8 protein-coding genes are annotated in these 13,173 nt (G+C 67.3%); all 8 read left to right on the top strand.

Annotation, left to right across the window (positions count from 1 at the left end; translation table 11 throughout):
- Window position 1 precedes the first annotated feature (1 nt).
- The 8 genes from dctP to WC326_11290 all read left to right on the top strand — a co-directional run bounded on the left by dctP (window position 2) and on the right by WC326_11290 (window position 12,987).
- Window positions 2-1,003, top strand: a complete 1,002-nt coding sequence (gene dctP, locus WC326_11325; GenBank protein ID MFA7331650.1) for a TRAP transporter substrate-binding protein DctP — start codon at window positions 2-4, stop codon at window positions 1,001-1,003.
- Window positions 1,000-1,536, top strand: a complete 537-nt coding sequence (locus WC326_11320; GenBank protein MFA7331649.1) for a TRAP transporter small permease subunit — start codon at window positions 1,000-1,002, stop codon at window positions 1,534-1,536. The genes dctP and WC326_11320 overlap by 4 nt, the downstream gene beginning before the upstream one ends.
- Complete coding sequence (locus WC326_11315) at window positions 1,533-2,789, top strand: TRAP transporter large permease subunit (protein MFA7331648.1); 1,257 nt, start codon at window positions 1,533-1,535, stop codon at window positions 2,787-2,789. Before WC326_11320 ends, WC326_11315 begins: the two co-directional genes overlap by 4 nt.
- Window positions 2,786-4,300, top strand: a complete 1,515-nt coding sequence (locus WC326_11310; protein MFA7331647.1) for a DUF3108 domain-containing protein — start codon at window positions 2,786-2,788, stop codon at window positions 4,298-4,300. The genes WC326_11315 and WC326_11310 overlap by 4 nt, the downstream gene beginning before the upstream one ends.
- Window positions 4,284-4,802: a D-glycero-beta-D-manno-heptose 1-phosphate adenylyltransferase gene (gene rfaE2 / locus WC326_11305; protein MFA7331646.1), complete on the top strand. Its 519-nt coding sequence runs from the start codon at window positions 4,284-4,286 to the stop codon at window positions 4,800-4,802. Before WC326_11310 ends, rfaE2 begins: the two co-directional genes overlap by 17 nt.
- A 1,216-nt stretch (window positions 4,803-6,018) precedes the next feature.
- Window positions 6,019-7,650: an L-glutamate gamma-semialdehyde dehydrogenase gene (gene pruA, locus WC326_11300; protein ID MFA7331645.1), complete on the top strand. Its 1,632-nt coding sequence runs from the start codon at window positions 6,019-6,021 to the stop codon at window positions 7,648-7,650.
- Between the two features lie 235 nt (window positions 7,651-7,885).
- Window positions 7,886-9,670: a hypothetical protein gene (locus WC326_11295; protein MFA7331644.1), complete on the top strand. Its 1,785-nt coding sequence runs from the start codon at window positions 7,886-7,888 to the stop codon at window positions 9,668-9,670.
- Between the two features lie 380 nt (window positions 9,671-10,050).
- A complete protein-coding gene (locus tag WC326_11290; protein MFA7331643.1) occupies window positions 10,051-12,987 on the top strand; it encodes a hypothetical protein in 2,937 nt (978 codons plus the stop codon).
- Window positions 12,988-13,173: the final 186 nt, after the last annotated feature.

The following is a 13,173-nucleotide window of genomic DNA, read 5'->3' as shown; positions in this document are numbered from 1 at the left end:
CATGTCGCGTATCGCAGCGCTGGCGCTGCTCTGCCTGCTCACCCTGTTGGGCACGGAGAGCTGGGCCCAGACCGTCATCAAGTTCGCCACCGTGGCTCCGCGCAATTCCACCTGGATGAACATCATGGAGCAGCTGGACGCCGAGGTGCAGAAGGCCACGGCCGGCGCCGTCAAGTTCAAGTTCTATCCCGGGGGCGTGCAGGGCGACGAGAAGGATGTCATCCGCAAGATCCGCATCGGCCAGCTCCACGGCGGCGGCTTCACGGGCGTGGGCCTGGGCCTGATCCAGCCCCAGTCCCGCGTGCTGGACCTGCCCTTCCTGTTCCGCTCGCCCGCGGAAGTGGACACGGTCCTCGAAGGCCTGTTCGGCACCTTCTCCACCCTGTTCGAGGAGAAGGATTTCGTCCTGCTGGGCTGGGCCGAGGTGGGCTTCGTGCACTTCTTCACCCGGGAGCCCGTCCGCAGCCTGGCCGACCTCTCCAAGCAGAAACTGTGGATCTGGGAGGGCGACCCGCTGGCCGGCGCCTACTTCCAGGAATTGGGCCTGAAGCCCATTCCGCTGGCCCTGCCCGACGTGCTGACCAGTTTCCAGACCGGCCTGATCAACGGGGCCTACGCCTCGCCCTACGCCGCCAGCGTGCTGCAGTGGCAGTCCCGCGCGCGCTACGTCAGCGACCCGCCCATGGCCTGCGCGGCCGGCGCCGTGCTGGTCAGCCGCAAGATCTGGGACCAGATCCCCGCCGCCCAGCAGAGCAAGGTCCGCGAAATCGCGCGCCGCAAGCTGCGCCAGCTCACCCAGGCCAGCCGCAAGGACAACCAGACGGCGCTGGCCGCCTTCGCCAAGGCCGGCATCCAGCGGGTCAAGCCGCAGAGCGAGGCCGAGGCGCAGAAATTCGAGGCCCTGGGGATCCGCGTCCAGGACAAGCTGGCCGGCTCGCTTTATGACGCCAAGCTGCTGGAGAAGGCTCGCCAGCTGATCAAAGCCCGGCGCGCGCGCAAATGAAAACGCTCCTGAAGGCGCTGGCCGCCCTGCGCCGGGTGCTGGAGGCCATCGAGCTGGGGTCCCTGCTGCTGCTGCTGGCCCTGCTGCTGAGCCTGTCCTTTCTGCAGGTGATCCTGCGCCAGACCCAGTCCGGCTGGGTCTGGGCCGACGTGCTGATCCGCCACCTGGTGCTCTGGATCGGCATGCTGGGCGCCGTGCTGGCCGCCAGCCGCTCGCGGCACATCCGCATCGACGCACTGGGCCGCCTGCTCAAGGGCTGGCCCGCCCGCTGGACGGGCATGCTGCTGGACGGCCTGTCGGCCTGGATTTGCCTGCGCCTGGCCCTGGCCGCCCGGGACTTCGTCCTGATGACGCGCGAGTTCGGCGACCTGGCCGAGCCGCTGGACTGGCCCGCTTGGCCGCTCCAGGCGGTGATTCCCATCGGCTTCGCGCTGATGGCCCTGCACTTCCTGCTCAACCTGCCCCTGCGGCTGGATCCGGCCTACACGCCGGAGTCGGGCCTGCCTGTGACCATCGGTGAGGACGCCGCATGATCAGCGCGGGCCTGATCCTGGTGGCCCTGCTGGGCCTGCCGCTCTTCGTGCTGATCGCCTGGATCGCGCTGATCGCCTTCCAGGGCGCGGAGATCGACGCCTCGGCGATCATCATCGAACTCTACCGGATGGCCTCCCAGCCCGTGCTGGTGGCCATCCCGCTCTTCACCTTCGCCGGCTTCGTCATGGCCGAGTCGGGCCTGCCCCGGCGGATCATCCGCCTCTCCCACGCGGCGCTCTCGTGGCTGCCCGGCGGCCTGGCCCTGATGAGCCTGCTGGCCTGCGCGCTGTTCACGGCCTTCACGGGCGCCTCCGGCGTCACCATCATCGCCTTGGGCGGCCTGCTCTTTCCCATCCTGGTGAAGGAGGGCTACCCCGAGCGCTTCTCGCTGGGCCTGATGACCACCTCGGGCAGCCTGGGCCTGCTCTTTCCGCCCAGTCTGCCGCTGATCCTCTACGGCTTGGTGGCCGGGGTCAGCGTGGACGACCTGTTCCGTGCCGCGCTGCTGCCGGGGCTGCTGATCCTGCTGATTCTGGGCGCCTACGCCGTCTGGGTGGCGGGGCGGGCCAAGTTGCCGCGCCAGCCCTTCTCGGGCGCGGAGCTGAAGGGCGCCCTGCGCGAAGCCGCCTGGGAACTGCCCATTCCGCCGCTGGTGCTGGTCTTGATCTACGGCGGCTTCGTCACGCCCGCCGAGGCGGCGGCCGTCACGGCCGTGGTGGTGCTGGTGGTGGAGGGCCTGATCCAGCGCGAGCTGCCCTGGCGCAAACTGCTGCGGCTGGGCGGCGAGAGCATGGCCATGGTGGGCGCCGTGCTGGCCATTCTGGGCGTGGCCCTGGGCCTGACCAATTTCCTGGTGGACGCGGAAGTCCCCCAGCGCCTGCTGGAGTGGATGCAGAGCTGGCTGGGCTCGCGCGGGGCCTTCCTGCTCATGCTCAACCTGTTCCTGCTGGTGGTGGGCTGCCTGATGGACATCTTCAGCGCCATCATCGTGGTGGTGCCGCTCATCGTGCCCGTGGCGGAGAGCTTCGGGGTGAGTCCCCTGCATCTAGGCGTGATCTTCATGACGAACCTCGAGATCGGCTACCTGACGCCCCCCGTGGGCCTGAACCTCTTCCTGGGCAGCTACCGCTTCCAGCGCCCCGTGCTGGAGTTGTATCGCGCCTCGCTGGTGTTCCTGCTGCTGCTGCTGCTGGCCCTCGCTCTGGTGACCTGGGTTCCCTGGCTGTCCCTTTGGGGCGTGGGAGGAACATGAAGATCCAGCGGCGCGCTGTCTGGCTGACCCTGCTGCTGCTGGGGACGGCCCTGCTGGCCTGGGCCTATCAGGGCCCCCTGCAACACGGTCTGGACCTCTGGACCGCGGGCCGCACGGGGGAGGCCCTGGCGGAATTCAAACGCCTGGAGGCCACGGATGCCAGCGGGCTGGCCCGCCTCAACCGGCTGGTGCTGGAGGGCGAGCAGGCGCTGGGCGGCAGCGATGCCCAGGCCCGGCAGCGCTCGCTGCTCAAGGTCGCGGGCGAGCTGGCGGCCCTGGCCAATGGTCCGCAGAAGAGCAACGCCTTGTATCACGCCGGACGCTTCGCCCTGGCCGGCGGGGACGCAGCCCGCGGCCTCAAGTGGCTGGAGCAGGCCTACCGCCAGCAGCCCAAGCGCCAGGTGCCGGCCAACCGCCTGCTGCAGGCCCTGCTCAATGGCAAGGATCTGAACCGTCTGCGCGAGACGGCCGGGCACCAGGTGGAGCTGCGGCCGGACAATCCCTTCGCCTGGTACGCCCTGGGCGAAGCCGAGCGGCGCGGGGGCATGCCCAAGCGCGCCCTGGTGAGCTGGAATCGCGGCATCGAAGTCTTTCCCCTGCGGCCCATGCTGGAGTCCGCCATCGCCCTGGCCCACAAGCAGGGCCGGACGGATCTGGCGCGGGCCTGGCTGGAGACGCTGCGCACGCGCTACGGAACAGCCTCCAGCGGGAAATCCCTGGCGGCCTGGAGCGACTCGCTGGGTCTGGCGGCCACCTGGGCCAGCCTGCCGCCGGAGCAGGACTCCAAGCGCTACGCCGACCGCTTCCCCGAGTTCTTCCCGGTGGGTCGCGAGTGGACCTACAAGGTGCGCTACGGCATCATCCCGCTGGGGCAATTGAAAGTGGGTGTGCGGCGGCGGGACGAGATCCAGCGCGGCGGCGCCAAGCAGGAGGCCTGGCGCGTCTACTACAAGATCGACAGCAACCCGGCCTACCGGATGATCATCGACCTGCACGACGTGTACGAGGCGCTCATCCCCTCCCACTGCCTGCACAGCGCCGAGTTCGTGCTGCGCGCCCGGGAGGGCAACCAGCGCTCCGACCGGGTCTACTCCTTCGACTACGAGAACATGCGCTTCCTGGCGCGGGGCTACCACGCCGACGGCGACGTGTTCCGCGAGGAGCTGCCGCTGGCCCGCCAGGTCTTCGACGGGCTCAGCCTGCTCTACGCCGCGCGGCGCATGGTGCGGGAGGGGCGCTACGGCACGGTGCTGACCATCGTGGACGAGGAAGTCCACCGCACCACCATCCAGTACGACGGCCGCGGCCAGGCCCGCATCCAGGGCAAGGCGCGCAAGGTGGTCAATGTGCACGGCAAGGCGGACTACCAGGGCATCGCCGGCCTGACGGGCGAATTCTGGGGGCAGTTCAGCGATGACCGCGAGGCGCTGCCGCTCTCGGCGCGCTTCCAGATCAAGCTGGGGAAGATCAGCATGGAACTGGACGAGGTGGCCGATGGCGTCGCCCGTTGAGTGGTTCTCCGGCCGCTGGCTGAGCCTGGAGGAGGCCCGGGACTGGCGCGCGGACCTGCGCCTGCTGGGAGGCCGGCTGGTGTTCACCAACGGGGTCTTCGACCTGCTGCACGCCGGGCACGCCCGCTATCTGGCCCAGGCGCGGGCCCAGGGCGACGCCCTCTTGGTGGGGCTCAACAGCGACGCCTCCGTCCGCCGGCTGGGCAAGGGACCCGAGCGGCCGCTGATGCCGGAAGCGGACCGGGCCGCGCTGCTGCTGGCCCTGCGCGCCGTGGACGCCGTGGTCCTGTTCGACGAGGATACACCGCTGACCCTGATCCAGGCCCTGGAGCCCGACGTGCTGGCCAAGGGCGCGGACTACGCCCTGACGGAGATCGTGGGCGCGGCGGAGGTGCTGTCCCGGGGCGGCCGGGTGGAGCGCATTCCGTTCCTGGAAGGCCGCAGCAGCACGTCCCTGCTGGAGAAACTGCGCCGTTCCCCGGACGGCCAACGGACGGAATAGGGCCGGCGGGTCCAGCTTGGGCCGGCGGAGTCCGGATCTTGAACAGCTTTGTGCAGGATCGGGCACCCTGGACGCAGGGCCACTAGTCAAACCGTTGATGGACAACCTTCTCACTTCTGGCACAATCTTCGCTCATCAGCTTGCCAGCAAGATCAAACTGATTCAGAACCAGCCCATCCAACCGTGCACCACGCAAAGGTGTGCTGGCCGTTCAGGTGCAATGCCAAAGACGGGTCTGAATGCGAGAAGGTTGTCGGTCTTGGTTGCTAATTCAAAAAGCCGCCTGCTTGGGCGGCTTTCTTTTTGCCCCCCGCGCTGATACTCCACCACAGAGGCACAGAGGCACAGAGATTGAACTGCCTGGGTTGGGGGTGACGCGTTCGAGTGTCTGTTTGAGCACTAAGGCTCGAAGGCACGAAGCGGGTGATGGGGCGGTTGGCGTGGCCCTTCGACACAGAGTCACAGAGTCACCGTGTGATCGTGAGACCTGGGGGTCAAAGGTAGATTGAGGTGAAGCCCGGTAGGGCTGAACCAGAACCTGGGTGAAGCCGTCAGGCGAACCAACTACCTGGAGGCAGGAAGAGTCTGCCTCGGCCGTCTGTCCGACGGCAGCCGTGAGGCTGCCTAGTTACGGCCGCTGAGAAAAAGCGCCTCTTTGGCTCCACCTTTCTGGCGCCAGCAGAAAGGTGGAAAACAAGGGTTCCCGGCCAAACCGGGATCAAGCGGTGCCAGGCCGGTGCCAGGTCGGTGCCAGGCCGGTGCCAGGCCGGTGCCGGGCCGGTGCCAGGCCGGTGCCAGGCCGGTGCCAGGCCAGTGCCAGGCCGGTGCCAGGCCGGTGCCAGGCCGGTGCCAGGCCGGTGCCAGGTCGGTGCCAGGTCGGTGCCAGAGCCGTGTCCATTTCTGGCGCCAGCAGAAAGGTGGAAAACACGGTTCCCGGCTGCCGCCGCGATGGCGTGCAATTGGCGTGGCATGCCCCCATCCCATCGCGCCCCGGCGTTGCCGGGTCGCGCCTTCCCCCGCGGGGCGCGAGGGAAGGGAAGTGGCTTCGCCTCGCAATTGTCATGGGATCCCCCGGTCAAGCCGGGAGATGGCGGGATGAAAGGCGCTGCAGGCGCGCTGCCCTTGACACACGCAGGGGCGGCTCCGAAATTGGGGCTGCGTCCGCGCGTGTGATGAAAGGCGGATGCCCTGGGCCAATCAGCCAATAGGAGCCATCATGCTCGCCTCGTATCCCGTTCCGATTCCCTATAACGAACCCGTCCGCGCCTATGCGCCGGGCAGCCCCGAACGCGCCGCCATCCAGGCCAAGCTGAAAGAAATGCGCAGCCAGGTGATCGACATCCCCTTGCTGATCAACGGCGAGGAGATCCACACGGCCGTGCGCCGCGACGCCGTGATGCCGCACCAGCACGGCCACGTGCTGGCCCATTGCAGCCTGGCCGATCCCGAGCTGGCGCAGAAGGCCATCGACGGAGCGGAGCAGGCCCGGGTGGCCTGGGCCGAGCTGCCCTTCCGCGCCCGGGCGGCGGTCTTTCTGCGCGCCGCCGACCTGCTCTGCGGCAAGTACCGCGACGAGGTCAACGCGGCCACCATGCTGGGCCAGTCCAAGACCGTCTACCAGGCCGAGATCGACGCCGCCTGCGAGCTGGCGGACTTCTGGCGCTTCAACGTCTACTTCGCCCAGCAAATCCAGGACATCCAGCCCATCAGCTCGCCCGGGATGTGGAACCGGCTCGAGTACCGCGGGCTGGAAGGGTTCGTCTTCTGCGTCAGCCCCTTCAACTTCAGCTCCATTGGCGGCAACCTGCCCACCAGTCCGGCGCTGATGGGCTGCTCGGCCATCTGGAAACCGGCCACCACGGCCATTTACAGCAACTGGGTGATCATGAAGGTATTGCGCGAGGCCGGCCTGCCCGCGGGCGTGATCCAGTTCCTGCCCTTCCCGGGCGGTTCCTGCAGCGACGTGATTTTCAACAGCAAGCACTTGGCCGGCATTCACTTCACGGGTTCCACCGGCGTGTTCAACGACTTCTGGCGCCTGATCGGCGAGCGGATGGACACCTACAAGAGCTACCCGCGCATCGTCGGCGAGACCGGCGGCAAGGACTTCATCTTCGCCCACTCCAGCGTGGACGTCAAGCAGCTGGCCACGGCCGTGGTGCGCGGCGCTTTTGAGTACCAGGGCCAGAAGTGCTCGGCGGCCAGCCGCGGCTACTTCCCGCGCAGCATCTGGCCGGCCCTGAAGGACGAGCTGTTCGCCCAGCTGAAGCAGGTGAAAATGGGCGACGTGGAGGACTTCACGAACTTCGTCGGCGCGGTGATCGACAAGGGTGCCTACAAGTCCATCAAGGCCTACATCGTCCACGCCCAGGCCGCGCCCGACGCGGAGGTCATCTGGGGCGGCGGCTGCGACGATTCGAAAGGCTACTTCATCGAGCCCACGCTGATCCAGACCACCAACCCGCACTTCAAGAGCCTGGAGGAGGAGATCTTCGGGCCGGTCTTCACGTTCCTGGTCTACGAGGACGACCAGTACGAAGAGACCCTGCGGCTGGCGGACCAGACCAGCGAGTACGCCCTGACCGGCGCGGTGTTCGCCCGGGACCGCGACGCCGTGGAGCTGGCCAACCACATCCTGCGCAACGCCGCGGGCAACTTCTACATCAACGACAAACCCACCGGCGCCGTGGTGGGCCAGCAGCCCTTTGGCGGGGCGCGCAAGTCCGGCACCAACGACAAGGCCGGCAGCTTGTTCAACCTGCTGCGCTGGGCCAGCGTGCGCACGGTCAAGGAGACCTACGACGCGCCGCGGCACTTCGGCTATCCCTTCCTGGGGCCCGACGCCTGAGCGCTTCGCCGATCCGACTACGTCAAGGGGCGCCTGCGGGCGCCCTTTGTTTGTCCGCCGCGGTCCAGTGCCCTCGTGGCGGATTGTTCAATCCCCGGCATTTCCTTCGGGCTAGGTGGAACAGACGCGAAGAAAGAGGCGCTGGCGTGAAGGAATCGCCACTGGCTGTCCGTGGCACAGCCTTTGCGTGGAACGGTACGTTCATCAAAATCAACCCAAGACCAGGAGCCCCTCCATGAAGAGAATCCTCTGGATCCTGCTGCTGCTCGTGGCCAGCTTGGGCGCCCGCGCCCAGCAGTGCGACACCATCGCCTACCACGACGGCTACGCGGCGACCTTCACGTCCTCCTTCCCGCTGGTTTCCGGCACCAACAACTTCACCAAGGTGGCCTACTACATCGATCCGGCCGCCGCCGGCGCGCTGACCTTCATGCGCCTGCAGTTCTACAACAACAACCTGGCCCCCGTCGTGGGCCACAACGGCACCCTGCGCGTCTGGGTCCACGGCGACAACGCCGGCGAGCCCGGCAGCGTCGTGGCCGGACCGGTGGACTTCAACGCCGCCCCCTTCGCCGCCGTCTACGGGACCTGGGACCAGGTCAACCTGGCCGGCCTGGGCTACAGCTTCACCGGCGGCGTGCCCTTCCACGTGGTGTGGGAATTCATCCCCTCCACCGCGGGCCACAAACTGGCCGTCGTGGGCGTGACCGGCACGGGCGCGGCCTTCGGCAACCAGATGTTCAACCAGGGCGCCGTCCCGCCGGCCTGGGGTTGGTGGTTCACGGGTCGCGGCGACCTGATCCAGCAGGTGGGCCTCTGCTACACGGTGACGCCTCCCGGCAACCTGGAGCTGGCGGACCTGGACGTGGACATGGGCCGCGTGGAAGTGGGCCAGTCCCTGACGGAGACCTTCACGGCCACCAACACCGGCGGCATGAACACCACGGTGACGGGGATCAGCGTGACCAATCCGGCGCTCTACAGCGCGACCATCGCCGGCCTGCCCGTGGTGCTGGCCCCCGGCCAGAGCGTGGACTTCAGCCTGAGCTTCCAGCCCGGCGCCAACGTGATCTTCCGCGACACCACCTCGGTGGACATCAGCTGGACGAGCAACGCCGTGGCCCACAGCAGCCAGTTCTTCGCCATCGCAGGCAGCAGCGAGGGCACGCTGACCAACGACTGGTCGGGCGCCCCGGAGGAACTGGACTGGTTCATCAGCGCCGACGGCGACACGTCCTACGCCGGCGCCTACTGGCAGCTGTTCTCGGGCGGGCTGAACCGCAGCTTCCCCCTGGCCGGCCACCGCTACACGGCCGAGGGCGACACGGCGTCGTCAGAACTCTACACCCTGCTGGAGAATCCGCTGGGCGACGACCTGACCCTGCGCTACGCCTACACCCAGAACTATCCGGATGACACCGTGCAGCACGCCCTGCTGGTCTACGGCGTGGAGGGCGGCAACCTGAACTACCTCTACGGCTTCGACGTCAGCACCTACACCCAGGGCGCGCCCGTCTGGGCCCACCTGACGGCCCAGCTGGACAGCCTGCCCGACTCGGTGGCCGTCAGCTTCTACTACGGCGGCAGCTATGCCGACGACTGGTTCATCGACGACGTGGAGCTGATTCGCTCCTGCACGCCGATCCAGATCAGCATCCTGCAGCAGGGTGGCAACGTGGTCGTGGGCTGGGAGCCCTTCGCCGGCGAGACCGTGCGCATCCTGCGCTCGGCCGACGCCTACGACTTCAGCGGCGCCAGCGTGGTGGCCAGCGAGTCCTCCAGCGTGGGCGACGTGACCCTGCCCGCCACGGGCAGCCAGTGGTTCTACCGCGCCGTGCGCGATTGCGTCCCCGTGGTCGAGGCCCCGGCCAGCGCCCTGCGCCGGCTGGACGGGCATCCGGACGGCATCCGTTCGCGCCGGCTGGAGGAGCTGCTTCCCGCCCGGCACTCGGCGGACCGCGAGCTGCGCATCCTGCCCGCGGAGCGCACCCAGCGGCAGCTCCCGGTGCGCGGCCGCTGATTCACCGGGCCCTCGCCGGTCCCTGAGCCGTTCTTTCGACACGCCCGCGGCCTGGCTGCGGGCGTGTCTGCTTTCTGGTCTGGGCCGGGACCTCGGCCCCGCGCGGCCAGCCGCCGCCCAGGGACCGGAAGTGGCCGCCACCAGCGGGCGACACCCGCCGGATTTCGAACAGCCAGCACGCAAGAACCGACAATCGTCACTTTTTATTGTGAATAAAGAGTCATAAAATTGCGGTTATAATAAGCAGAATTCCTGATTCAGATACTGCTACTGTGGCATAGGAATTGCCGGTCGGTGTTTGGCGGGATCCTTGAATCTGCGCCAGTGAACTGGAACGACTCGTCACAGCTTTCTTCACCACACATTTACGGAGGAATCGCATGAAGAAGCTTCTATTGCTTGGCTTGTGTATTAGTACCGTCGTGGTTGCCTTTGCAGCCAACGGCGGAGTCACGACACAGGCCGGTGCTTCCCTTGCCGCCGCGGCGCCCCTCAAGCTGGCCCCGGGCCAGACCGAGGACGAGGCCCTCTATCTGCAGCTGAAGCGGACGGGTCGGCCCATTCCGGCCTGGCTGAGCCTGAACGTCAACGGACCGACCGCGCCGGCCGACGGCGCGCGGCAGGGGGGCGATTTCGCCTCCAACGCCCTGGCGATTCCCTCCCTGCCCTACAATGACTCGGGCACCACGGTGGGCTACGGCAGCGAGATCGGCAACACGGCTCCGGACGTGTTCTACGGCCTGAACGTGGCCGCCACGACCACGGTCACCGCCAGCTTGTGCGCCACCACTCCTTCCTGGGACGCCTACCTGCGCATTTACACCAACGTGGCCGGCGTGCCCGGCACCCAGGTGGCTTCCAGCGACGACGCCTGCGGGCTGCTGCCCGAAATCGCCGGGCAGGTGCTGGCCCCGGGCGATTACTTCATCATTGTGGAGGGCTACGGTTCCAACGCCGGTGCCTACACGCTGGACGTGAGCTCGGCGGGCGGCAACCCCTGCGACACCTATGCCGTCGTCAACCTGGGCGACATCTCCGCCGCGAACTATGACAACACCTTCACCACGGCGGGCGCCCCCACCGTCTACGGCAACAGCGCGCCGGACATCGGCTACGATTTCACCGTGTCGGAGGCGGGGGACTATTTCTTCTCCACCTGCTACACCAACACGCTGTTTGATTCGGATTTCTATCTGCTGAGCACGAATCCCTGCGCGGCCGTTCCCACTCAGCTGCAATACGTGGATGGCTCCTGCACGGGTGGCGGCGATTCGTACAACGCCAACGCCATCTGGACGCTGACCCCGGGCAGCTACCACCTGGTGGTGACCTGCTACTACGCCGGCACCAGCGGCTCGGGTCGGCTGACCGTTGAACAGCAGGCCCCCTGCGTGCCCTATGATTGCACGGACGTGCCGCTGGAGGGCGAGGCTTATTACACGGACACGGACGTCACCAACGGCGGCTGCAACATGGGCACGCCGGAATACGGCACGCTGAGCTGCGGCGACGAGCTGTGCGGCAACTTCCACACCTTTTATAGTTCGGTGGATTTGCAGGACAGCCGGGACATGGACTGGTTCCAGTTCTCCATGACCCAGAACGCCCCGGTCACCTTCACGGCCAACAGCTGCGCCAATGGCTACAACATGTGGGTGTTCGCCGACGACAACTGCCTGCTGGCCACCCAGTACGGCTTCGCCACCGGCCCCGCGGGCGATCTTAGCCTGACCACGCCCTGTCTGCCGGTGGGCAACTACCTGTTCGTCATCGCGCCCTCCGGCTACACCAACGTGCCGATCGAGACTGGCTATCACGTGAGCATGACTTGCGGCACGGTCTGCGACCTGGCGCCCAACATCACGCACTCGTGTCTGGAGGACCAGGAGAACGCGGGTCCGTGGACGGTCAGCGCCACCGTGACCGACGACTTCGGGTTGACCAGTGTCGGACTGAACTACGCCGTCAACTCCGGCGCCTACTCCACTGTGGCCATGACCCACATGGGCGGCGGCGTCTACGAAGCCGCCATCCCCAACCAGGCCAGCGGCTCCTACGTGGAGTACTACATCGAGGCCCTGGACACGGGCAGCAACCTGACCAGTTTCGGCACCTGCTATTTCGACGTGGTGGACTGGACTCTGGCCCCGCAGAGTCTGGCGGCCAGCGACGGCCTCTTCGGCAGCGTGGTGCTGACCTGGGACTATCCCGCCGCCCCGCCGGCCCTCGAAGCGCTGGTGGAATCCGGCCTGAGCAAGGAAGAAGCCCTGGCCGAGCTGGCCCGGGTGGATGCCGAGCGCGTGTTCGCGGGCTACAACGTGTATCGCGACGACGTCGTCATCGGCACGGTGCCCAGCTTCTACACCCTGACCTACACCGATGTCCCGCCGGCCTTTGGCACGGTCTACAGCTACCGCGTGACGGCCCTCTGGACCAGCGGCGAATCCAATTCCTCCAACGCGGACACGGGCTTCATGCTGGCCCCGCCGACCCAGGGCGGACCGGATGCCTTCGGCTACCGCTGGATGAACAGCGACGATCCCAGTGGCGACGTGAGCTACTCCTTCACGGACATCAGCGCGGCCCCGGGTGCCGTCCTGCACAGTTTGACGGACGACAGCTTCGCCCAGGTCAGCCTGCCCTTCGCTTTCCCCTTCTATGGTGTGAACCACACCGAGATCTTCGTGGGCAGCAACGGCGTGTTGGGAGTTGGCGCCGGCGTCTCGACCTACACCAACACGGCCCTCCCTGACGCCGCGACCCCCAACAACATGATCTGCGCGTTCTGGGATGACCTCTATCCCCCCACGGGCGGCACGATCCACTCCCTGGTGGACGCCGGCGCCAGCACGCTGACCGTGCAGTACACGGGCATTTTCCACATCAGCGACAGCGTCACGCCCTACACGTTCCAGGTCGTGCTGCACGCTGACGGTTCCTTCTTCGTGAACTACTTCGACATGCAGGGCAGCGTGGCCAGCGCCACGGTGGGCCTGGAAAATGTCGACGGCAGCGTCGGTCTGCAGGTGAACTACCTCGGTTCCGGCGGCCGCATCGGTGACAACTTGAGCGTGCGCTTCAGCCTGGTTCCGCCCTGCGACGTGGCCACGGGCCTGGAGATCTCCGTGTCGGCCGGCGACGCCATTCTGAATTGGAACGACGTGGGCGGCGCCAGCGGGTACAAGGTCTACGGCGCCACCGATGGCTACGGCCCCTTCACCTTGTTGGGCACCGTGGTGGGGTCGGCTTATGTGGACAGCGGCGCCCAGGCCGCGGGCCGCAGGTTCTACCAGGTGACCACGACCTGCGCCGAGTAGGTGCTCGTCATCAACGGGTCTGGTGCGGCTGACGGGAGGAGCGGGTTTCCGCGCGGCTCGCGACGAAGCGCGCTCGGCGGATCCTGAACACGACGCGGACTCCGGGCCAACACCGGAACCAGGCCGCTGAACCCTGAGGTTCGGGCGCGCCTGCCAGCCAACAACCCCTCGACACGCCCGCGGCCT

Source organism: Candidatus Delongbacteria bacterium (genome assembly GCA_041675285.1).
Lineage (GTDB): Bacteria > CAIWAD01 > CAIWAD01 > CAIWAD01 > CAIWAD01 > CAIWAD01.
The sequence above is the reverse complement of the archived record's forward strand: the minus strand, read 5'-3'. Positions and strand labels throughout refer to the sequence as shown.

What these genes read in the sequence shown, in the direction of transcription:
- dctP (MFA7331650.1), top strand. Translation starts at nt 2, where the DNA reads ATGTCGCGTATCGCAGCGCTGGCGCTGCTCTGCCTGCTCACCCTGTTG.
- WC326_11320 (MFA7331649.1), top strand. Translation starts at nt 1,000, where the DNA reads ATGAAAACGCTCCTGAAGGCGCTGGCCGCCCTGCGCCGGGTGCTGGAG.
- WC326_11315 (MFA7331648.1), top strand. Translation starts at nt 1,533, where the DNA reads ATGATCAGCGCGGGCCTGATCCTGGTGGCCCTGCTGGGCCTGCCGCTC.
- WC326_11310 (MFA7331647.1), top strand. Translation starts at nt 2,786, where the DNA reads ATGAAGATCCAGCGGCGCGCTGTCTGGCTGACCCTGCTGCTGCTGGGG.
- rfaE2 (MFA7331646.1), top strand. Translation starts at nt 4,284, where the DNA reads ATGGCGTCGCCCGTTGAGTGGTTCTCCGGCCGCTGGCTGAGCCTGGAG.
- pruA (MFA7331645.1), top strand. Translation starts at nt 6,019, where the DNA reads ATGCTCGCCTCGTATCCCGTTCCGATTCCCTATAACGAACCCGTCCGC.
- WC326_11295 (MFA7331644.1), top strand. Translation starts at nt 7,886, where the DNA reads ATGAAGAGAATCCTCTGGATCCTGCTGCTGCTCGTGGCCAGCTTGGGC.
- WC326_11290 (MFA7331643.1), top strand. Translation starts at nt 10,051, where the DNA reads ATGAAGAAGCTTCTATTGCTTGGCTTGTGTATTAGTACCGTCGTGGTT.